Raw genomic sequence first — 23765 nt, forward strand, 5'->3', positions numbered from 1 at the left:
TAAAAAAGATGGGCTTCGCCCATCTTTTAGTTTAATTTTGCATTATCTTGCTTTTTTAAAGCTTTTAATTTCGCCGGTGTAACATCAGTACCTTCTTCGTTAACAACTTTAATTCCTTTAAGTTCGTTTAACATATTTTGACGAAATCCTTTTAAATATTGTTCACGTAGCGATTGGCGCTCACGTTGTTCTTCTTCAGTTAAGCCTTCAGCTTTTGCTTTTTTCGCTAAGAAGTTAATGCGTTCAATGAGTTCGTGACTTTGCATCTCGAATCCCCCTTTTACTCAAAACTGATTATTATCATACAATAGTTAGTCCTCTTTATCAAGCAATTGCTTTGTATATTCTACATATCTTCGATGTACAGTTGCTTTTGAAACATCATGACCAAAACCACGAAGTGTTGCTGCAATTTCTTCAAAAGTTAATTCATTCCGGCGTAAACGTACAATTTCCTCAATTGGCACTTCTTTCTTCTCACGTCCTATACTTAAATGACGATTTTTCAAATTATTTTCTGGACGAAATCCTTTCTCTACCGCTCTTTGCATGCCACGTTTAATTTTTAAATTGTGGATCTTTCTTTGATACTCTTCAACAATCCCAATTATATCTAGTACCATCGAATCAGAGTCAGAGAGTTCTAATTCTCCATTATGCGTATGCGTATATACTTTTATTCCCTCTTTATGTAAACAGTGCATTAATGCAATCTTTGCATTCCCTCTACCAAGGCGCGTTTCATCTTGTATGAGAAGTACATCAACTTGTTCATCGCGAATTGTATCTAGCACTTCTAATATGCCATCACGTTCAATTGTATAACCACTAGCCTGCTCCTCAATCACCTTTACAACATTCATTTGATAGCGCTCAGCTAAATGCAATAATTCATCTTTTTGACGCAATAATGATGTTTCCTGTTCTTCTTTTGTTGTGCTCACACGCGCATAAATAATTGCATTCATTTTGAACCCTTCTTTCTCACTATATTTTCCTTATAGTGTATCATAAATTCGTCTTTCGTTCGAACTTATGTTTGTAGAATGTTTTTTCGCATGTTATACTTATTAATAAGAAAAATGAAAGAAAACGAGGTGTTAGAAAACATGGAAAAGTTAACGAAACGCCAGCAAGACATTCTCGACTTTATTAAGCTAAAAGTACAAGAAAAAGGATATCCTCCTTCCGTACGTGAAATCGGTCAAGCAGTCGGCCTCGCTTCTAGTTCTACAGTGCACGGACATTTATCACGACTAGAAGAAAAAGGATATATTCGACGCGATCCAACAAAACCAAGAGCAATTGAAATTTTAGGTGACAACCGAATGGATACAGAGACACAATCTGTTATTCAAGTTCCAATTGTCGGAAAAGTTACTGCTGGATTACCGATTACAGCAGTTGAAAGTGTAGAAGATCACTTCCCACTTCCAGCTAGCATTGTTGCTGGAGCAGACCAAGTATTTATGTTACGTATTTCCGGAGATAGTATGATTGAAGCTGGTATTTTCGATGGGGATTTAGTTGTTGTTCGCCAACAACAGTCTGCATACAACGGTGAAATTGTAGTCGCTTTAACAGAAGATAACGAAGCAACTGTTAAACGTTTCTATAAAGAAAAAGACCATTTCCGTCTACAACCGGAAAACTCTTCATTAGAACCTATCATTTTAAAACAAGTATCAGTTATCGGAAAAGTAATTGGCGTATATCGTGATTTACATTAAGAATAATAAAAGAAGATAATTACCTTATTTATATACGGTAATTATCTTCTTTTTTGTATTTTGATAGATTTTCATACATTCTATTTCTTATGAACGAGTTTCAATCGTCACATCGCCAGCAGCTGTTTTACCACTAATCTTTTTACTACCATTGCCAATTGTTACATTTTTATTTTCTTCATTAAAAATCATTACTTCGCCAGCAGCGCTTTGCCCCGTTATAACTGCATCTTGTGGTTTTTCCAATAAAGTTATATCTACATCACCAGCAGTTGAACTTGCCTCTACGTCATATTTAGGATCATGATCCATAATATGCACTTCCCCACTAGCCGACTTCGCTGTTACTTTCCCTATTACTTTTTTAAAGTTCACCTCACCAGCTTTTGTAGATCCCTCCACACTCTTAGCTGTGACATGTTTCAAATCTACTTCTCCAGCCATTGTTCCAACACTTACATGATCACTTTTCACATCACTTATTTCTATTTGTCCAGCGGATGAATTTACTTTTATCTCTTGGTAAGAACGTTCAGGCACGAGGAGAGTTATTGTAGACGTTTGAAATCTAAAATCGTAAAAAGAAAAATCAAATGAAGCACCTTTTTCTCTTTCCCCAATAATTTTTAATGTGTCACCATCTTCGTCAATACGAACCTCGTGTTTACGTACATCTCCTGATTGCTTTACATAAAAAGAAGAGTCGGGAGATTTTTGGACAACAATATCCCCAGCATCTAACTTAACTTCTATATTTTTTAGTGTTTCGTTTTTAATTACGTCTTCTTTATTTCCTTCTTCTGCAGTTTGCACTGCTTTTTCATATGTTTGTGAAATCCCTATTACTCCAATAATGATACAAGCGATAGCTACTAACAATATTTTCTTCATCATCTACTCCCCTTTTATCATTTTGAAGTTCCATATTACATAACGTACGCATAACTTTTTAAACCACTTCGTACTATAATAAGCGATAATACATAACAACAAACCTACTCCAACAAACGTTATACTAACGAATACATCCAACCATATAAAAGTACCCATAAATACTTTTCCAATAACGAAAAATGGTGTCACTACACTAGCAATTCCACCGAGCCAGAAGGAAAATATAAAAGCAATAATTGCAACTAACGGGCCTAACACAATAATAAAATTAAACAAACTAAGTCCAATCGCTGCCATAACAGCCCTTGTTATATTCGAAGTAGATGGGTCCTTTTTCATTTCATCAAAGCGATACAAAGCAAGTAAGTCTTTGGCAATTACTTTCGGAGAGCCAAGGCCTTTTATTATTTCCGATTCAGTTTTCCCCTCTTCTTTCCCAAACTGAAAATGCTCTTCATAATCAAATAAAATATCTTTCCTCTCTTCTTCCGGTAACTTTCTAAGATGACTTGATAATTCTTTAAGAAACTGTTCTTTACTCATCCCATTCCACCCCTTCAATAATTTCTTGTACGCCTTTTGCAAAATCACGCCACTCTGTTACTAACAAATTCAGTTGCGTTTCCCCTTGCTCAGTTAGTTGATAATATTTACGAGGCGGCCCCTCCGTAGATTCTTTCAAATACGTTTGAAAATACCCTTCTTTCGTTAAACGACGTAATAAAGGATACACTGACCCTTCCGATATTAAAAATTTATTTGAGATTTGCTGTACAAGTTCATAACCGTAACAATCTTTACGTTTCACAAGTGCCAAAACACACAGTTCTAACACACCTTTTTTAAACTGAACGTTCAAGGTCAATCCCCCTTTCTCATTTCAGTACTGTTCAATACACGGTACCTGTCATATCCATAATATACCACTTAGTATTATTCATTGCAAGGTACTCATTTATATTTACTCCCTAAATGTAGAAAACGTACAAATAAAAGCCTGAATAATGTCCTGTTATAACTGGCCATCACTCAGGCTTTTATTCGATTCGAACTGTATGAATACAAAAATTCATTCACTCTTTCCTCTCTAAGAACCAACTTCCATTTGTGACCTTAACAAATTTCGAAATACACCTTTTCTCTCTTTAGCCAATTGATTAAATTCACCTTTTTGAACAATTTCACCTTTTCCTAAAACAATAACTTGATCTGCATTACGGATCGTAGATAAACGATGCGCAATAACAACAATAATCATCGTTCCTTTCAATCTTTCTATTGCTGATTGGATTTTCACCTCATTTTCAGTATCTAATGCGCTCGTAGCTTCATCTAATACTAAAATGGATGGTTGTCTTAAAATAGCTCGAGCTAGTACAAGTCGTTGACGTTCACCACCTGAAAGTCTCACTCCACGATCTCCAATGAGAGTATCAAGCCCTTTTGGAAGCATTCGTACAAATTCAGCTGCCGCCGCAAAATCTAATGCAGTCCAAATTTGTTCTTCACTCGAATTCGGCTCAATCATCAATAAATTTTCTCTTATGCTTGCATTAAATAAAAAAGGATCTTGTGGCACATAACTAACAGCCCGTCTCAATGACAGTAAATTTTCACTTGTAAAAGGAGTTCCATCTATTAACACTTGACCTTTTTCTGGTTGAATCAACCCCATTAAAACATCGATTAATGTACTCTTCCCAGCTCCCGAATGTCCCACAATGGCCGTCATACTATTGATTGGTATTTGTACATTAATATTTTGAAGCGCATACAAAGGCTCCTTCTTATTATACCGAAAATAAATATCCTTACATTCAATACCCTGTTCTATACAAATCGGCTTTATATGTTTTTGCTGTATATCCTGCATTTCAATCGCTTCAATACATTCCCCTTGTAATTCCCATAATGACTTAAAAGCAGGAATGCTTGCCGCAAGCTGTTCTAAATTAGACTGAATTGTCATGAATCTTGGCCATAGTCTCGAAAAGATGAGAATGATTAATAGTAATTGGGTGGGCTGAGCTTTCAATATACTTACTGATAATAATATAAAAAATGCAATTAAAATAGCCATTGAAACTTTATAAAACAATTGAGAGTTCGATCTTATTCTCATATACTCCATTTGTTCGTTACTCATCTTTCCTGTTATAGTTTGTAACCATTCTAAACGTGATGCTTCCAAAGTATTACTCTTTATATCTTTAATTCCATTAAAATGATCTGTTATACCAGAAAGATAGCCTTGTGCCAATTTTGAGGTCTTACCGCCTAGTATTCGTGCTTTTTTTATAAAAACACGAGAAGCTACCAAGAATAATAAGCCAAAGCCCAAAACAAATATCGTTATTTTGGGAGATAATAAAAACGCAATCCCCACCTGTATGAATGTAAACAGAATAGCAGCTAACAATTGTAAAATTAAATTAACCCCATAACTTACGCGAGCTAATTCTGTAGTTAATATATTTATTAGATTTGTTTTCCTTTTCTCTAAAAAAAAACTCCACTTCGCTTTTAGAATCATACTATATGTTTCTATTCTTAATTCTCTTACAAAAACTTGTTGTGTTCTCGCATCCCTTAAGGTTATGTTTCTTTGTAGTAGATTTTGACCTAACACTATTAGTATATATATACCTAAAATAGAAATTAGACTTGTCGTTTTAGGAAAATCCTGCAAAAACCTATAGACAGGTGCAATAAAAGTAGACTCCTCGCCTATATTAATTACTCCAGTCATACTTATCATAGGAATTAATAAAATAATCCCTATCCCTTCAAGTAAACTTATTAAAACCATACCAAATAAATTCACATACAGTATTTTTCCCGCTGAAGAGTATAATTTTTTCATAAAATATATAATATGATTCATCGATGTCCCCCCTATAACAAAGCAAGCTTCTTTGTTTTCCTCCAAAGACATAAAAACGGACGTAAAGGAAAATATAAAAAATGAAGGAATTTTGGCAACGGTAATGTTTTTGCATCAATTGGATAAGGGTAAAGCTGGCTCAAAATAAATATAATTTTTTGTTGATTAGACATCAGTGAAAATAAATGTCTACTATGATAGGAAAGTACTTCTTCAGGAACAGGTTCTGAATGTAAATTTATCATTTTCTTGAAATAAAATAGCGCTTCTTGTGCTAACTGCTTCGAATGTTTCTTAGCTACTAATTCCGTCATGCTTTCATTTAGCTGTACACCTAGCAATTGTGACGCCAAAATTAATGCTTGTCCCCCTAAATGAAGCACTTGATATTTTCTCATTAATTTATGAATCTCATTCCAGTTAAGATCCTGACCGACAATTTTTTTTATATCTACTAACCAACGTAACCTGGACCAACCATGTCTAGCACCATGAGATACAAGAAATAAAAACAAGTCTTCTTTTCCTAACATATATACCGAATTACTCGTAAGTGTACTTTTTCTCTTTCGCTTCCAAAGCTCTTCAAACCCAGGTTCCTTACCCGGTCCGGGATTTAACCTCCAATGGATTTCAAGTTTGATCCGCCTTGTTGGATGGAAAAATGTTATATGGTGATGCCTCCATTTCCAATCACTTAATATCGTTTGAATATAATCATCTTTTACATACCCCTGCTCCCAAAGTAGCCCTTCTACTTTTTCTAAATTTTGCATCGGAATAAGAACATCCAAATCACAGGATGTTCTTAAAGAAATATCTCCATATAAATCCTGAGACAGTACAGGTCCTTTTAGAAAAATCATACGAATCTCATTTTCACTACATAGTTTATTTATTCGTTCCATTTCAGCACTTAAATAAAGCATTTGAAATGTATTTTTTTTATATTTTCTATTCAAGGTTTGTACAATATGCGAAGGAATTAGTTCTTCATCCACCTGTTTAAGTTTTTGATATATCACCGGATAAACGCGATGATGCACAGCTTGCTTAAGAAAAACCTCCCAATCAATATCTATGAACCATTCACTACTATAAGTTTGCATTGTCTCATCATCTTGTAACTTCAAAATTGTAAAAAGCAGTTTCAATTCCTTAGACATGAACTCTACATTAAGACCAAAATCTTTCTCCATTTTATTCTCCTTTAATAGTGTCCTCACTTAGCCTCTTTGCAAATGATCCAACGACAGTAAATTTCTCCATTCCTTCTGATCCAGTAATATAAAAAGAACCGCTCCGTAACCATGCATGCGCAATTAATTCACCATGACTATCCTTAGCAGTTCCTAAATAAAGAGTACTCTCAATGTGACGTTTTTCGAGCATTTTCATCCCAGCTATAGCTTTAACAAGGCACTGACTTTCCCAAAAAGTATAACGACTCATAATAGAAATAGCTTCAGACACCTTCTTTAGTGTATCTCCGTGTGGCTCAATTTGAGCAACTAATGTTTCATTCATATACTCCCCTAAAGAAGGTGCAACTTTGGAGAAGGTAATACTTTTTAATACACGCGCCCACCCTAAAAAAATAAAAGCCTCTAATAATAAAAGCTTTGTGTCCATGTTCAGTGATAAAAATACCCTTAACCTCTTCACAATATTCATGAATCCCATCCTAACAGTTCTCTTGACATTACGAATCTATCTATTAGATTAACCTTTTATTTGAATTAAACCTTCTTGAAATAAACAATCTAAAAAGGAAAGAACTTGCTCTTCGCAATCACTCCGTTCAATGTTGTACTTTGACAACAATGTACTAACAAGTTCAGTAACCATAATTGGAGTTTTTATTAGTTCCCAAATTTCCCCCCCTGTTTGTCCCAAATTATAATATTTCCCTTTTTGAACATTTAGCATCACTTTTTCCCCATCCATATCACTCACAATATTCTCTTCACTTTGCACAATCTGAGACTTTAGAGAAATTCTCTCTGTATACATCATCTATTACTCCTCCTTGTATAGTTTTTAATATAATTGATACAAGTTCATGCGCTGTAAACCTATTATTGGGACGTTTCAAATGAAACATATCTACTTTGTTTATCACGCTTGTAGAAGTAGTAAAATGCCACTCTGTTAATTTTAATTGCGCAATTAAAAACTTACGAAACGTGTGCAAAAATAATGTACGCAGTCGTTCAAGTCCTTCGATTCGAATCAATTCAACATTCTCATCCTCTGTTTTCGTTAACTCAATAATACCTGCAAGAGGTAATGGTTCAGAGAAAAAATGAGATTGTACAGGAACAGCATACTTTGTTTCTCGTTCAAACAACGGATTATAACTTGCCGTTCCCATTCCAAAAGCATTCAAACTTTCCGCCCATAATTTTTGTTGCGGATAAGATGGAATCACAATTGGAGTCTTATCTGACGAAACTGTCACAGCAATTACATCATCACTCAAAATTTTGTATCCTTTACTTAAAAAAGCCGATGCAAGAGTTGATTTACCTGCTCCTGAATCACCTACAAAGGCATAAACTTTCCCATCAATATTTATTGCACTACCATGTAATGGTAAAATCCCTCTTTGAATTAGCAAGGCACCCATACAAGTTCCAAGTATATAAAGACGAATCTTATCTTCACAAGCTTCTTTCATTGGTGAAACAACTATTTGCTTTCCTTCTTGTATAGAAAATATAGCTGTATCAGGAATACGAATCATAACTACGTTTTTATCAACTACAAAATTTTGTTCTGTGTTAGTAAATTCACTCCATTTCTGAAATAAATCAGCAGTTTGTATTATTACTTCTATCGTTTCTTCTTGTTCATTAATTCTAGGTAATTCTGGAAATTGAATTTCACTCAACACCCTTAACCCAAAAACTTTATACATATTTTTTTTTGTAGTTTTAATCAACTCTCTCACTCCAAATAATTATCAGCGTTGTTTTACAAATACCCCTTATACTTCTAATGTATAAGGGGATAGGAAACATAAGATCTAATTGCTACTCGATGAATTAACTATAGTGCACTACTTCATCAACATCTGGTTGAACAGCATCCGGTGTTTTAAGTCCCGGTCCAGCCATTGTCATATTAATATCAAGTACTTCCAGTGTAGGAATTGTCCAATCTTTTTTCATTATGTCACCTCCCTTCAAATAATTTTCTTCATAAATCGATATACTATTAAACTACGCATTAAAATTCGAAAATCTAAATCAAATGCATATTCTGGATGGGGTTCTTCTTTAATCTTAGAAATCGCAGTTCTAATAACCTCTATATCCAAGAATTCTGAAATTATAGGATCCTTACTAAGCTGCTCAAGCTCTTCAATAAATCCACTCCATTGATGCGTCATACGATAAACACCATCAGAACCTTGAACACCTCGAGTAAGTTGATTTAACCTTACTTTATCAGGCAAATAATTTTTGGTTGCTCTTCGAATTAGTGCCCGATCTACACCATTTTGAACGTATTGTTCTTCTGGAACAGCTAAACAAAATTTAACAACCCGTAAATCATTCGTTGGATCTCGATCCCATAAAGAATAGCGCAAAGATAATTTAGATCCGTATGTACCAGTTATATTCCAATAATATAACTGGTCAAATTGCCTTTTTTTTATTTCATATACATCTGTTATAGAGGTTCCTGTTATATCAACATCATGCTCTAGAAGCTTATCGAACACATTCATTCTATTTGCAAATTCTGGATTAATAAATCTTGGGAAAACGATTTGATTTTTCGATGAAGATATTCGATTCAAAAACGGAAATGCCTTTTTTTTCACTACTGAAAATACTCGCGATTTCTTTACACCAATATTTTTACTATACGAATATAACTCTTGCAAAAAGCGACGCAAATTCATCTTTTTCAAAAGCATAGCTTGATAGTCCACAGCCGATCCCCATGACACCGTCCAGTTTCCTCTCTGTCCATTTAAGAGTACTCCAATCCCCTGTAACCGGGCCTCCTCATAGATTCCCCTAAGCCAAAAAGTATTCTCGAAGAATTTGTATGGCATCTCTAGAATTTCAAGCCAATCATCTATTTCTGATAGAGGACTTCTTCCTTCAAAATCTAAATAATGTTCCTTAATATTTCCTACATGCTGTACAGTTGATTGAATAAAAGGTCGTTCATCAGCTATTCTACTTCTATGCGTCCAATCTACAAACCCCTTTACCGGGACATAACTATATGTATGTAGACGTTTATTTGCTGCACTTAAATCTCGTGCAGCAAAGCTAACTACAGAACCCGAGTCAAGTCCTCCACTCAAATGAGCCCCTACTTGATGATGAGTGCGTAAACGTGATCTTATCGCATTTTGATACACTTCCAAAAACGCTTCTTCATACTCTTCGTTCGATTTGAGTTGAAGCCTTTCTCCAATAATTGGTGTATGGTATCTCAATAACTTCACTTTCCCATTTTTTACAATAACAGCATGGGAAGGTGGAATTTGCTCAACAGTTTTATATACCGTTGAAGAAGGATCTACTGATTCAAAATTCACAGGTATTGCTAAAAATTCAGCAAGCCACTGTTCATTCAATTTTCTCTCAGCTTCTGGTAGAGAAAATAGTGGATTTATAATAGAGCAAAAAGCAAACCTTTCCTCACTACGATAAAAATAAAGAGTTCGGCTTCCCGAAAAATCCCTAGCACCAAAAAGCATTTGTTTTTTCTCATCCCAAATCATAAAAGCAAAATCGCCCACCAAATATTTCGGTGCTGCTTCTCCCCATTTCTGATAAGATAATAAAATCAATTCACTGTCTGTCATGTTTTTTCTATCTACATAATCTACTTGTAATTTTTCAAACAACTCATAACGATTATCAATAATAGCATCTGCGGTAATTGCCAGTTGTTTTTCATAATTATAGAATGGTAATTGTTCACCAACTGACTCGGGTGTAATCCATTGTGCGTGACACCCTAGAAAAGCATTTTCTTTGTGCCATATTTGAATATCATTAGCAGGATACTTTTGTAAACCACTCATTAATCGTGTTCCATGTTCAATTGATACAGGTTCATTATTAAAGTGAATAATGCCAGTTATAGCGCTCATTTTTCCCCTCCCTCCTATACAACAAGTTACTGCAAATATTTTGTTTTATTTATTTCATGAACCTTTCTCTTTCCAGTTATATTCTTTTTAAAGAACAATAATACACATTTCAATTCCGCACTCTAATTCACTTATAAATCAAGGTATATTTATGTTTAAATTATCATTACGTCCCCTTCTCGTCAATAACCAATGTTAATATAATCCATATTCAAGGAGTTATATTCTTAATAATGAACTTCGATTCACTTGTTTTTCTGTAAATTTTTGCTTGCTATATAATATTTACTATAGATTGAATAACTCTACGTTGATCCTCATCTGTCATATTGGATCCAGAAGGAAGACAAATCCCATTTTCAAATAATTTTTTAGATACATCATTATCTTTCTGATGAGAATAATACTTATATTCTTTAAAGAGCGGCTGCATATGTAGTGGCTTCCAAGTAGGACGCGCTTCAATATTCTCTTCAGCTAAAGTTGTTACTATTTTTTCAATAGAGATGCCAGATTCCTTTTCATCCATCATCATAGTTGTAAGCCAACGGTTCGAACGAGTATTTTCTAATTCTGGCATAAAACAAAATCCCGGTATATGAGATAACTCTTCATAATATTGCTTAAATATACGCCTTCTAGAGCTCACTCTATCTTCTAACACTTCTAATTGCCCTCTCCCAATACCAGCTAATATATTACTCATTCTATAATTGTAACCTACTTGACTATGCTGATAATGAGATGCTAAATCTCTTGCTTGAGTCGCTAAAAATCTCGCCTGTTCTAACGCTTCCACATCATCAGAAACTAGCATTCCACCGCCCGAAGTTGTAATAATTTTATTTCCGTTAAATGAATAAATCCCAAACCTCCCGAATGTACCACTTGCCTTTCCTTTATATGTAGAGCCTAGAGATTCTGCTGCATCCTCAATTATAGGGACATCATAGTGATTACAAAGCGAAAGAATTTCATCTAATTTTGCACTCTGACCATATAAATGAACAAGAATGACAGCCTTAGGTAATTCTCCTGCTTTATCAGCAGTATGCAACGCAAGTGCTAGAGCTTGCGGTGACATATTCCATGTTTCTGGTTCTGAGTCAATAAATACCGGTTCAGCTCCCAAATAAACAATCGGATTCGCACTCGCTACAAAAGTGAAACTTGAACAAAATACTGTATCTCCCTTTTGAACGTCTAATAATCGCAAAGCTAGATGAATGGCAGCAGTACCTGAACTAACCGCAGCCCCACCTTTAACTCCTACAAAAGAAGCAAGCTCTCTTTCAAATTCATCTACATTTGGACCAAGAGGTGCAATCCAATTTGAGTCAAAGGCATCTTTTATATATTTTTGTTCATTTCCGCTCATGTGTGGAGAGGAAAGATAGATTTTCTCCTTATTTTTTATCATCATTCTTCATCTCCTCTCAATTTACTACATTAATAACTTTGGCTGGAATACCAGCAGCAGTACAATTAGATGGAAAATCATTTATGACAACAGAACCAGCTCCAACAATCGACCACTTACCAATTTGAACACCTGGAATTATAGTAGCTGATGCTCCTATATGTGCCCCCTCTGCTATAGTGACAGAACCTGTAAGTGTAGCATGTGGTGAAATATGAACAAAATCATCAATTATATTATCATGTTCTATTATTGAGCCCGTATTTATTATAGTATGGTTACCGATGAAAGTATCCGCATTAACAACCACATTTGGCATAATTACCGTTCCGTTTCCTATATAAGCATTTGAACTTATAATGGCTGTTTTATGAATTAAAGTAGCATATATGCTACTTTGTTGATTTAATATTTCTGCAATTTCCCTTCTTATTTTATTATTTCCTATAGCAATAACGAGCTTTACATCATTAAAATTATTGATAATTTCCCTTGCATCTGCAATTGTTCCAAAATAAAGATTATCTACAATATTTATACCTGTATACAAATCATCTAAATAACCGACTATTTCATATCCTTCATTTGATAAGATTATATCCCTCACAACCTTGCTATGCCCACCACATCCTATTATTAAAATTTTCATTTTCCCTCCCCCTTTATTTCTATTTTCCCTCCAGTAAATCGCTCCATTGTCACATGCCCTACATGGTTTATTCCCTCTGTTTTAAATACTTTTAATATTGTAAGTACAATTATTTTCAAGTCTAATAAAAAAGAGCGATTCTCCACATACCATACATCCAATTCAAATTTTTCTTCCCAGGTAATCAAATTCCTACCATTTATTTGTGCCCATCCCGTAATTCCCGGTTTTACATTATGCCTTTTAGCCTGTTTACTAGAATATAGGGGTAAGTATTCCATCAATAATGGTCGTGGACCTACTAAACTTAAATCACCCCTTACAACATTCATAAGTTGGGGTAACTCATCTAAACTATATTTTCTAAGAATTTCTCCAAAAGTAGTCAATCTATTTTGATCTGGAAGTAATTCCCCATCGCTATCCTTCTTATCTAGCATAGTTCTAAACTTATAAACATTAAACGATTTTCCATGCAGTCCTGGACGCTGTTGTTTAAACAGTACAGGTGATCCTAATTTCATCCTAACTAAAATTGCTACAACAAGAATAGGAAGCAAACATACAAATAATAACAATAAAGAAATACATACATCAAAAATTCTTTTCATGTACTATCCTCCTTACTTATTTACGTTTAATACTCCTAACACGAAGGACCATTTAGAACTTTATATGCAATGAAACAAAACAAGGGGCAACTATAGTTAGTTACCCCTTGTTTTGTTTCATTACGTCATCTTTCATTAATTCTATCTCATCAAATAGTTTAAACATAGCTAGCCTATGTGAATATTCCCATACGGTATCACTACTTATTTACAAAGGACCTGTTACTCCATTAGTTCCTATAACTTTACATGTACGGATCAAAGACGCCATTAATATAATTATCCTTTTTTATATGTTCATCCCTTAACTTTATAACTACTGTCTCCACAATATTATCTTTAAAAATCAAAGTGATTGAGGATGAAATCTGATTTGCATTCACGCCTATCATACTTTTATTTGACCTAAATATATTATTTTCTATTAACATAAACTCACTCGTAAATGTTTCATTCCAAAAATTCATTATACTGTCTGTCGATTCCGAATTAAGGTATTCAAATGCATTATTACTAAATTCTATTCTTCCCCCAATGTCCCATAAAAAAAATGCTGAGCCCCATCTTCCCCCTCTAAAATTACTATTTTTCACTTTTAGCATCGATATCCTTTGAGAAGACTCAACAGTAAAAAGATTATAGGCATCCCAACTAAATGAACATCCATTAAATTCATATTCTGCTTGAGGAGTTTTTGTAACAAATGATATTGTACCGCTGTTCTCAAATTTACATCCCGTATATACTCCTGGCGGTAAATTCGTAATGATTCCTTGCGGGTGTTTCGTATCTATAAAAGAAATATTATTTAATCTCCATCCATTTTTCATACCAGGTGATACGCCTGTCAAACTTGTACCCTCTACAGCCCCTCCTTTAATAACACAATTTGATATAGTTTGCGGTTCTGCTGAAAAACCAATTATTGAACCTAACTGTGAAAAAGAATGAAATAAATCTCGATCACTAAAAAATTCACATTGGTTGACTTGAATACAATATGCTTTATCTCTTCCCATTAACAATGCGCTATTATGGAAAATACAGTTACCAATAAGCGCTTCCTTATCTCCTTGATCTATCGTGACTCGAGTAGCATACATTTGATTATTCGTAAAAGTTACTTCTCCGCTTAAAACACAACTTACTTCCCTTAAGTGATTATTGTTTATAATCACTTTCTCTACATTTTCACCTACTACTAATGAATTATTAGCTAATTTATTTTGAATGATATTAATATATCTACCACCGACTACAACAACGTTATATCCCTGATTATCATATATGTTATTACGCTCAATGTTTATATATTGATTTAATCGATATCCATCTTCAATATCTATTGCTCCCTGAGGTGCTGTACCTTTCATTTTGTAAATTTCACAATCTCTAATATAAATTTGTTTCGCTCCAGATACACTTACCCCAAGCCTTCTACAATCATGTATTTTACATTTTTCAATAAATACATTTCGGGGAAATTCCGGAATTCTAACAGTTATTTTACAACCGTTTTCTGTAGGTATTGTACCTTGATGAAGAACTATTTTTGCATAATCTGCTTCTTTTGGAACACTCACTTCTTCAAAAAACTTTACTCTATTCGCAGCCGTTACAAAAGTATTATCAGCTTTATAAAATAACACATCATATAATTCTGTATATATTTCTGAACCAATTCCACCATAGCCATCTCCATACAAACCAAAATATCCCCATTTTATAATGCTACTATGATGTAAATCTATTTTTAAATTGGATCTAATTTTATTATCATCTACTATTAGGGAACCATTGACATCACTAATCCCCCCCACTTCAAATGTACCGGCAAAATCATATTCTCCAATTTGTCCCCATGTACTTTCCATTGCTATCCCATCGCCAGTACAATTTAAAATTTCTATATTATCTATTGAAATATAATTCAAATTACTCCCCTCAGCAGGAGTGGTATTTCCTACTTCAATCCCATATCCCCATTCATGAGTATGAGGAATCGTTGTATAATCGTGTGTATCTTTATCTCCTTCAACCCTTCCATTGGTAACCCGAGAAAATTTTTGATTTCTTTGATATCGTACGATTGCATATTTAACTAATCCATTACTTCTTATTTTTAAAGTTGATCCACCTAAATTTAAAGTCATAAAGCTTTGTGGCTCAATTGGTGTATTTTCATCAATTAAATATGTCCCCATGGGTAAAACAACTTCTATAAATCCTTGTTGAGATGCCCATGATAATGCATTATTAATCCCTTTAGAAGTATTATCCGCGTCCGTTCCATCATTTTTAACATTCCATCTCTCTAACTCAAAAAAATACGTGCCCGAAACCACATTAGCAGATTCTGTTTCTCCAATCAGTGATTTTCTAGACTTAGAACTTCCAAATGTATTGCTTTTAAGTTTACTTACTAACCTCTCAAATTTATTCTCCGTTGATACTTTTACATTCCCTTTTTTCGTCCCAATAAATAACTCACAAGTATCTATACAAAAACAAAATTCTCCCTCGCTTAACACAGGCAGATTCCCTTTCAAAACACATGTCACTTGAAATTTTGCCATGATTTATATATAACCTCCAACTAAGATAGAAGTTGAATTTTGACAGAAAATTCAAACTCCTATCAGTGCATGGGGACAAATATTTTATATTATGCTTACATACGTATCCCTTTAATAGAATACTATGCATTATATAAATAATATGTTAGGGCTAATGATTCACGTTTTCTAATTAAAATCAAGTTTCATTTCATACTAACAGGCTTCAACAACAATATACTTCCTTAATAATTCAAACCAATATAATGTCCATACTTTTTATACCTAAATAACGTTTCGTTTCTTTTTAATTTGTAAAAACATCATACTAAAGATATTCCTTATATATTGAAATTCTGTGCTTTTATAAAAAATTAAAACGTATATTACATTTGGTACTAATAAGCAAATCAAACCTTTTTCGACTAACGAAATAAAGGTACTACCTTCTATAAAATAATTACATATACTTGTAGTAATGAAACCTGTTACGATAGTTAAAAACATATAAAATACATATGTTATAAAATACTTCCAAACTGATTTCTTAAAAAGATTTTTATATACAATATAAGGCTGAATCCAAAGTACAGTAGCAATTGTACTAATCGCCGTTCCTATGAATATACCTACCAACCCAAACATGTTAGCTAATAGAATAGATAAACTTAAATTGATTATCGCTTCAACTAATGGAATATACTTATCTTGTACAAATAATCCCGCTTTATTTTTAAAAATAGCTATCGCGGTTCGCATCCCTGTTAAATAAAAGTTAATGAGTATCACTACAAAAACTATGTTATTTAATAAATACTTCTTATCAAGCCACCACCCTATAAATGGCTCTAACAGATTAAATAAAAATATGGTACAAAAAGAAAAGATCCAAAAATTCACTAAATAAGTCACTTTAAATATTGCATAATTTTTGTCATTATTCTCAGTTGCAATTAGATTTCCTACACTTGCTTCAATTCCATTTAATATAGGATTTACTACAGCTGCTAATTGATTTATTATCATTGTATAGTTCGAATATATCCCAACCATAGCAAGACCTACAAAAGATGAAATCAGTATATTATCCGTTCCAAATACAATATATCCTCCAATATTATGCAAAAACATCGCCTTTACATTTATAATTAATTTTTCTTTCGTATCATTATCTATAGAATACTTCTTTTTTGTCTTTATATAAGGATAGTTCTTATTCACACTCCTACCGTTTACGACATTTTGAATTACATATATACTCAACTCTATAATTAAATACAATATATAATTTTTTGTGTACATTAGTATAAATATTTTAAATATTGTAGTTACCACTTGGAATAAGAGATCCACCCTAGCCAATATGTATCCTCTTTGATCAGCTTGTATTAAAGACCTCTTATGAGCATTTAAATAGGTAACTACATTTTTCACCACGAATATCGAATAGATTATCGCAATATTCGATATAGACGCCCCGTCTTCCATTAAATAACTTAAAAAGGGATATATCATAGCACTTATTACTAAAATAATGATTGCTAAAATCTGATAAATTTTTTTATATAATTGAACAAGAGCTATAATTTTATACTGATTATTTTCTGCTAATGGTTTATACAAATTGTATACTATACTCGCTCCTATACCAGCTTCAATTAACACTAACATAGATAAAACATTAATTAACAAGCCATCTATCCCTAAATACTCTATTCCTAAACTATCCAAAAAAACCTTCCTAGATATAAATCCCAGAATAACAATAACCATTTGAGAAAATATACTTATTGATATATTCTTGATTGAATGCATCGTTCGCATGATTAATCCCCTTCATAAGTTAAACTAAACTATCGAGAGATGAATATTCAGATTATATTATTCTGGACGATCCTCATCCCCTTTTTGCAAAATTATTAATTAAAAATTTATACAATAATGGATGTAACTTGGTCGCCAATAATAAAAACTTTACACTTTTCCCATACTCTTTTAAACGCATTGTTTTATAAAAATAACGATTCAATATACCAATAACCTTATAATATTTACTCTTATGCTCATTAAGTCTTCCACTTAATGATATTAAATTTAATACTACCATCGAACAATTTCCTAGTTTTAATATAACTAAGTTATATAACTCCTTATAATATCGCTCCATAAATTTACACATTTCATCATAAATTAAGACTGAGTCAATTTTAATCTCTTTTACAGCCTGATCCATCATACTATTATCACGCTTTATATAATGATATTTAGGTTCTCCTATGAAACATACTTTGTTACACTTATGAATAACTTTATATGTAAATGCTGTATCTTCATATGACATACCTACTGGAAATTTAATACCCTCTAATAACTGTCTTTTGAAAAGTTTAGTCCAAACAACTTCATCATACAAATCCCCTTCTAGCATCGCTCTCATCGCGCTATATCTATCATGAATAACGAACGGTTGGCTGCTTGAAATTACCGTTTTATCATTGTAATGAATTTCACTACTACAAATAGCTATATCACACTCCTGTTCTACACACATACTATATAACAATTCATACATATCCACTTCTATCCAATCATCACTATCAACAAATCCTATATAATCTCCCTGTGCTATTTCTAATCCAGCATTTCTTGCAGAAGATAATCCACCATTTTCCTTATGGATTACTTTAATTCGGCTATCTTGAGTCGCATACCCATCACAAATCTCACCACAACTATCAGGAGATCCATCATCAATAAGTATCAGCTCAAACTCTTTGAACGTTTGCTTTAATATAGAATCAATACATTTATGAATATACTGCTCAACTTTATAGACTGGAACAATAATACTAATTTTAGGATTCATAATTGCACCCTTTCATTTGCAATTAACTTAGAAAACTATTTACCTTTTCTAAGTTGTTAAATTCCTCTTCTAACAAATTAGTCTTGACCTCTTCACGCACTCTTTGTTGATCTAAAAGATATTTTATCTTGTTATATAGACTTTCCTCATTACATTCAGCAACAAAACCATTATATCCATCTTTTATTTGCTCATATGCTCCTGTAAAATTAGTCGTTACAATAGGTCTTTTTAAGCATTTCGCCTCAGCTAACGTGAGGCAATACCCTTCATGCCTAGAGGTTTGAACATATATATCTGATTGATTTACATATGGATACGGATTTATTGCTGATCCTAATAATAGAAAATCCTGTTTCAAATTATACTTACATATTAATGTCTCATAATACTCTCTATCCTCCCCTTCTCCGATACAGTACCATCGTACTTCGTATCCCTCCTTACGTAGCATTGATAAAACTTTAATTGCAAGGTCTTGACCTTTTTCTTTTGAAAGTCTACCTACTGTTACTATCTTTATACCTTTATATCCATTATCAAACTCTACTTTTTCTTTCGCCATTTCATTTATTAAATCTGGAAGTACAATATTTAAAAAGACACTTGTCTTACTTTCTACTTTAGGAAATTTCTCTATTAAATGTTTTTGTGCTTCTTTAGAAACTACATATATATTATCCAACTGATCATATAATTTCTCATATAATTTTGTATTAATTTGATGTTGAAAAACATCGAAATGTATCCAAGAAATTTTCTTTTCTGAAGCTACTCTATTAACTATATAATAATCAATTATGTCAGTAGGTCCTTGATATGCTATTGCAATATCATATTTATTCTTATTGTGTGGAATGTCTTTAAAAATCTCTTTATAGAAAATATATCTATCCTTTAATTTTTTTGATACCACATAAGTGAGTAAAAAGTTTAAACCCTTAATATATCTTGTATTTTCGAAATACTCATTAATCGTTTTCTTTGGTGGTTGCATAATTTTAGGTTTTATATTTTCAAACCAAGTAACTTCTTCTATCTTTACCCAGCTTGGTAATTGTTTTAAAAATCCCCCTCGCTTCTCCAACATCAATACTGTGACATCATACTTTTCTTTTGGTATCACAGATAACAAAGAAAGAAGTGATTTTTCTACACCACCTATATTCATACTACTTACCATAAATAGCACTCTCTTCATACCTGTCTCCTTCTACCACCTAAAAGTTTTATAACAAAATAAAAAAACACCCTCTCAAAGATGTTTTCACAACAAACATAATTTATAATAATGAACCGTCCATATTTCTGTAATACGATAATAATACCTTCTAAAACAAGTTACACATTAGAATTTGCTATTTTATATAACTTTTTTAACTCTTCTCTCGTATCTACCACTTCCTTTTCTATATTTTTTCTCAACCGTCCTTCTAGCGATTTATCACTTAATATTTGTACAATAGAATCATACATTTGCTGCTCGTCAAATTGAACGATTAATCCATTGTGGTTATCGATTATCTGTTCACTTGCCCCTGTAAAATTTGTACTAATAATTGGATTATTAAAACATCTGGCTTCTGCAAGTGTTATACAGTATCCCTCATGTCGAGACGGTTGTACATATATATCACATTGTTTCATAAATGGATAGGGATTCGAAACTGCTCCTAAAAATATATAATCACCTTGAACATCGTAATTTTTCACAAGCTTTTCATACATTCCTCTTTCCTTTCCATCTCCTATACAATACCATTTAACATTGTAGCCAGCTTCTTTCAGCTTAGCTAACACAGATATTGTTAAATCCTGTCCCTTCTCTATACTCAATCTACCAACAGTAAGGATTCTTACTCCCTCAAAATCATCTACAAACCCAATTCCTTCATTTGCCATCTTACATATCATTTCAGGTGAAATAATATTAAAAAAAGTTTCTGTCTTATTTATCAATTCTGGGACAGTTTGAGTAAGTTTCATCTTTCCTAAATCTGAAACTACAAAAACATGTTGAAACTTTTTATATACTTTGTTAACAAAATACTTATTAAAATATATTTTTTCAATATCGAAATGGACCCATTGAACCTTTCGTCTAGCCTCGATTTTATTTGCCACAAAGTAACTAATAAAATCCATGGGTCCAGCATAAGCTATAGCAATATCATAATTTCTATAAACATCTTCATAATTTTGTAAACAATATTTTAAAATAACGCTCCGTTCTTTCATAATCTTAGAGATTACGTACAACACTGCCAGTTGCAACGCTTTTGTAATTTTTCGTTGTTTTATAAGATCCGCTATAACTAATCGTGATGGTCTATTTAATATATATTGCATTTCTTCATAATCCTTTACATATTCAATACGAACCTCCTTTGGAATAAAATTTAAAAAATCTCCTTTTTTCTCTAACATTAAAATTGTCACTTCATATTTGTCTTTTGGGATTTCTGCTACCATATTTAATAGGGCCTTCTCTGTACCACCTATATTCATATTTATAACCATAAAGAGTATTTTCTTTTTCATAGTTCCCCCCTATTCTTTCTCTTTATAAAATCCTTTAATTGAAAGAAGCATATATCTTCTCAATTTCCTCTTCAGTTCCAACCTGCTCTTTCTTTAAATTTTCACACAACCGTTTTTTTAGCAAACCGTTCTCTATAATTTCTTTCACCCCTTCATATATTGCTTCCGAATCCATCTTCACTATTACACCATTCTGTCTATGTTTGATTTGATTATGAACTGTTATAAAATCGGTTACTACTATAGGCTTTTGAAATATTCTAGCCTCTGCTATTGCCAAGCCATATCCTTCATACCTAGAGGGTTGTACATATATATCACTTTGTTTTATAAAGGGATAGGGATTCTTGTATGTACCTAATAATATAAAAGTATCGTGTAAATTATATTTACTTATCCTATCCTCGAGTTCACTTTGAAGATTTCCTTCTCCAATTACATACCACTTAAATCTATACCCTTTTTGCTTTAACTTATAACAAGCTTCTATGGCCAATTCATATCCTTTTTCATACACTAACCTACCAATCGTTAATATTCGTAATCCCTCAAACTGATCACTAAATCCTTTACTCTCATTTGCCATCGATTTAATTAACGTCGGCGATATAATATCATAGACAACCTGAATTTTCGACTTTATTTTAGGAATTTCTTGAATCAATACTTCCATACAAACATCGGACACAGCTACTATTTCATTAAATTCCTCATAATATTTCAAATCAAAATCTTTATTATATGCAGCTAACCTATAATCAGTATTCACCCAGGCAATTTTTTTGCATGCGTAAACCTTATTTGCCACAAAATATGTTGGCATTCCTTGACTATAAGCTATGGCAACATCATATTCCATCTTTAAACTATCCATCCCTCTAGACACCCATCTCCAAACTACTTGAGCTGCATGTAATTTTTTATTTATGTATGGATTTCTAAGAGATATAGAAGCCCCAACTCTAAGAAATAACTCTTTAAAGTATTTATGTTTAATTAAATAATTAAATTTCTCAGCCTGTCTTTTAATAATTTTCGGTACTTCTAAAACGTTTACCTGTTTTGGTAGTAATGGTAAATACAATCCACTAGCAGAAAACATTAACAAATCGACTTCATATTTCGTATAATCAAATAAAGAAAGTAAAGAAACCAAACTTTTTTCAGCTCCTCCACTTTGTAGCGAATCTATAACGAATAAAATTTTTTTCTTCATAACTATCACTACCCTAAAGTGTTTTTATTGAGCTCAAAATATTAAAAATCATTTACTAAATTTCCCTTTATGAAAATAATGCATATAATTTATTAATTTCATTACGATTTCCATACTCACCTTTAAGAGTATTTTCTACCAGCGCTTCCCTTAATTCTTTATCTTCAATAAGCCTCTTAATCCCATTAACTAACCCGTTTATCCCCATCTCAGTTATTAATCCATCAATTCCATCCTGTACCTGACTTTTAGCAGTTGAAAAATTAGTAATAAGTACTGGCTTTCCGATTATTTGTGCTTCCCGAACTGTTACAGCTTTCCCCTCATATCTTGATGGCTGCACATATATATCACATGCTTTTATATATGGATAGGGATTTGTCTTTTTGCCCAATAAAAAAAATTGTTTTTCCAGATTAAGTTCAGTTAATAACTTTCTAAGTTCAACTTCTTGTACTCCATACCCAACTACATACCATTCAATATCATATCCCTCATCTAACAACTTTCTTAAGGCATGCATAGCAATGTCTATTCCTTTTGCATATGATAACCGTCCTACAGTAACAAGCTTTATTTTTCCTGGTTTCATCTGTAATTCTTTCATAACATCTCCCTTGTCTGCTTGCTCACGTACGAACTCAGGAGATAATATATTTTCTATAATTTCAACATTCTTATTTACATTTGGTAAAATACTAAGAAATGAATCTCGACATCCTTCTGAAACTGCTACGATGTTATCCATTTTTCTCCACATTTTATACTCCATGTTTGCATTCAGATTTATATTTGAATAATCTGTATGAATCCAACCAATCTTTCGTTTCGCTCGAACTTTATCCCCAACAAAATAATGGGGCCATAAAAAACTAATTGCTACATCATACTCCTCTTCCAGTTTCGGTATAAAGGGTAAAGTTATTCTCCACCCATATTGAATAACGAAATATCCAACCTCTGCACTTTTCACATATCTCCCATGCACATCTCCTAAAATTTTCCCAAAAGTCCTTGCCACTCCAATTTTAATTTGCCCTTCTTGCAATATTTGCTTAATTGATTTTCTAAAAGTAGTATATTGTTTTACTTCCCTTAACAAATTAGGCAGTTTAGGTAATAAAAAAAGAAACTCTCCCTCATGTTTAAATAACATTAAATCTACATCATATTTGCTATAATCGATTGTATTCAACAAACCAATTAAACTTCTTTCTACCCCACCAATTGCCATATCAAATGATGTAATGAGAATTTTTTTCTTTTTCATTTCT

Annotated in this window: 23 protein-coding genes; 1 reads left to right on the forward strand and 22 read right to left on the reverse strand. The window is 32.7% G+C overall.

All coding sequences use genetic code 11. The annotated features are described in order from the left end of the window. Positions 1–26 precede the first annotated feature (26 nt). Positions 27–266: a DUF896 domain-containing protein gene (locus JDS82_RS26405; RefSeq protein WP_001190582.1), complete on the reverse strand. Its 240-nt coding sequence runs from the start codon at positions 264–266 to the stop codon at positions 27–29. A gap of 45 nt (positions 267–311) precedes the next feature. Then, complete coding sequence (locus JDS82_RS26410) at positions 312–968, reverse strand: YneB family resolvase-like protein (protein ID WP_046956545.1); 657 nt, start codon at positions 966–968, stop codon at positions 312–314. Between the two features lie 141 nt (positions 969–1109). Between JDS82_RS26410 and lexA the strand changes: the two genes are divergently transcribed. Further along, positions 1110–1730: a transcriptional repressor LexA gene (gene lexA, locus JDS82_RS26415; RefSeq protein ID WP_000413737.1), complete on the forward strand. Its 621-nt coding sequence runs from the start codon at positions 1110–1112 to the stop codon at positions 1728–1730. Positions 1731–1817: 87 nt separating this feature from the next. On the opposite strand, the gene JDS82_RS26420 is transcribed toward lexA, so the two are convergent. The 20 genes from JDS82_RS26420 to JDS82_RS26515 all read right to left on the reverse strand — a co-directional run bounded on the left by JDS82_RS26420 (position 1818) and on the right by JDS82_RS26515 (position 23761). After that, positions 1818–2624, reverse strand: a complete 807-nt coding sequence (locus JDS82_RS26420; protein ID WP_033658712.1) for a DUF4097 family beta strand repeat-containing protein — start codon at positions 2622–2624, stop codon at positions 1818–1820. After that, entirely contained in the window at positions 2625–3167 is a 543-nt protein-coding gene (locus JDS82_RS26425) for a DUF1700 domain-containing protein (protein WP_000032405.1), read from the reverse strand. Beyond that, a complete protein-coding gene (locus JDS82_RS26430) occupies positions 3160–3483 on the reverse strand; it encodes a PadR family transcriptional regulator (protein WP_001102620.1) in 324 nt (107 codons plus the stop codon). The genes JDS82_RS26425 and JDS82_RS26430 overlap by 8 nt, the downstream gene beginning before the upstream one ends. A gap of 228 nt (positions 3484–3711) precedes the next feature. Beyond that, positions 3712–5508 (reverse strand): ABC transporter ATP-binding protein, encoded by a 1797-nt coding sequence (locus JDS82_RS26435; RefSeq protein WP_048565867.1) that lies wholly within the window; start codon positions 5506–5508, stop codon positions 3712–3714. Positions 5509–5519: 11 nt separating this feature from the next. Further along, a complete protein-coding gene (locus JDS82_RS26440; protein WP_048565866.1) occupies positions 5520–6707 on the reverse strand; it encodes a nucleotidyltransferase domain-containing protein in 1188 nt (395 codons plus the stop codon). A 1-nt stretch (position 6708) separates the two neighbouring features. Beyond that, a complete protein-coding gene (locus JDS82_RS26445; RefSeq protein ID WP_048566292.1) occupies positions 6709–7182 on the reverse strand; it encodes a lasso peptide biosynthesis B2 protein in 474 nt (157 codons plus the stop codon). Positions 7183–7230: 48 nt separating this feature from the next. Continuing rightward, entirely contained in the window at positions 7231–7524 is a 294-nt protein-coding gene (locus JDS82_RS26450) for a lasso peptide biosynthesis PqqD family chaperone (RefSeq protein ID WP_000990396.1), read from the reverse strand. After that, positions 7475–8452 carry an aldolase gene (locus JDS82_RS26455; RefSeq protein WP_199714183.1) on the reverse strand — a complete coding sequence of 326 codons (978 nt, stop codon included), beginning with the start codon at positions 8450–8452 and terminating at the stop codon, positions 7475–7477. Before JDS82_RS26455 ends, JDS82_RS26450 begins: the two co-directional genes overlap by 50 nt. 103 nt (positions 8453–8555) lie before the next feature. Beyond that, entirely contained in the window at positions 8556–8681 is a 126-nt protein-coding gene (locus JDS82_RS26460) for a paeninodin family lasso peptide (RefSeq protein ID WP_000711189.1), read from the reverse strand. A 14-nt stretch (positions 8682–8695) separates the two neighbouring features. Next, positions 8696–10633, reverse strand: a complete 1938-nt coding sequence (locus JDS82_RS26465; RefSeq protein WP_001274524.1) for a lasso peptide isopeptide bond-forming cyclase — start codon at positions 10631–10633, stop codon at positions 8696–8698. A 274-nt stretch (positions 10634–10907) separates the two neighbouring features. After that, on the reverse strand, positions 10908–12053 hold the full coding sequence (locus JDS82_RS26470; protein WP_002107861.1) for a DegT/DnrJ/EryC1/StrS family aminotransferase: 1146 nt from the start codon (positions 12051–12053) through the stop codon (positions 10908–10910). A 16-nt stretch (positions 12054–12069) separates the two neighbouring features. Continuing rightward, complete coding sequence (locus JDS82_RS26475; RefSeq protein ID WP_048565864.1) at positions 12070–12702, reverse strand: acetyltransferase; 633 nt, start codon at positions 12700–12702, stop codon at positions 12070–12072. After that, positions 12699–13313 carry a sugar transferase gene (locus JDS82_RS26480; protein WP_048565863.1) on the reverse strand — a complete coding sequence of 205 codons (615 nt, stop codon included), beginning with the start codon at positions 13311–13313 and terminating at the stop codon, positions 12699–12701. The genes JDS82_RS26475 and JDS82_RS26480 overlap by 4 nt, the downstream gene beginning before the upstream one ends. 245 nt (positions 13314–13558) lie before the next feature. Further along, on the reverse strand, positions 13559–15889 hold the full coding sequence (locus JDS82_RS26485; RefSeq protein WP_199714184.1) for a right-handed parallel beta-helix repeat-containing protein: 2331 nt from the start codon (positions 15887–15889) through the stop codon (positions 13559–13561). Between the two features lie 264 nt (positions 15890–16153). Then, positions 16154–17692, reverse strand: a complete 1539-nt coding sequence (locus tag JDS82_RS26490) for a lipopolysaccharide biosynthesis protein (protein ID WP_061672873.1) — start codon at positions 17690–17692, stop codon at positions 16154–16156. Positions 17693–17765: 73 nt separating this feature from the next. Beyond that, positions 17766–18734 (reverse strand): glycosyltransferase family 2 protein, encoded by a 969-nt coding sequence (locus tag JDS82_RS26495; RefSeq protein WP_001068408.1) that lies wholly within the window; start codon positions 18732–18734, stop codon positions 17766–17768. Positions 18735–18756: 22 nt separating this feature from the next. Further along, positions 18757–19935 (reverse strand): glycosyltransferase, encoded by a 1179-nt coding sequence (locus tag JDS82_RS26500; protein WP_000832351.1) that lies wholly within the window; start codon positions 19933–19935, stop codon positions 18757–18759. A gap of 140 nt (positions 19936–20075) precedes the next feature. Then, positions 20076–21275 (reverse strand): glycosyltransferase, encoded by a 1200-nt coding sequence (locus tag JDS82_RS26505; RefSeq protein WP_000727032.1) that lies wholly within the window; start codon positions 21273–21275, stop codon positions 20076–20078. Positions 21276–21309: 34 nt separating this feature from the next. After that, the gene (locus JDS82_RS26510; protein ID WP_199714185.1) at positions 21310–22491 is read right to left on the reverse strand and encodes a glycosyltransferase; all 1182 of its coding nucleotides are present in this window, start codon (positions 22489–22491) and stop codon (positions 21310–21312) included. A 67-nt stretch (positions 22492–22558) separates the two neighbouring features. Continuing rightward, positions 22559–23761 carry a glycosyltransferase gene (locus JDS82_RS26515; protein WP_199714186.1) on the reverse strand — a complete coding sequence of 401 codons (1203 nt, stop codon included), beginning with the start codon at positions 23759–23761 and terminating at the stop codon, positions 22559–22561. Positions 23762–23765 lie beyond the last annotated feature (4 nt).

Source organism: Bacillus cereus group sp. N14 (assembly GCF_016483555.1).
GTDB classification, from domain to species: domain Bacteria; phylum Bacillota; class Bacilli; order Bacillales; family Bacillaceae_G; genus Bacillus_A; species Bacillus_A wiedmannii.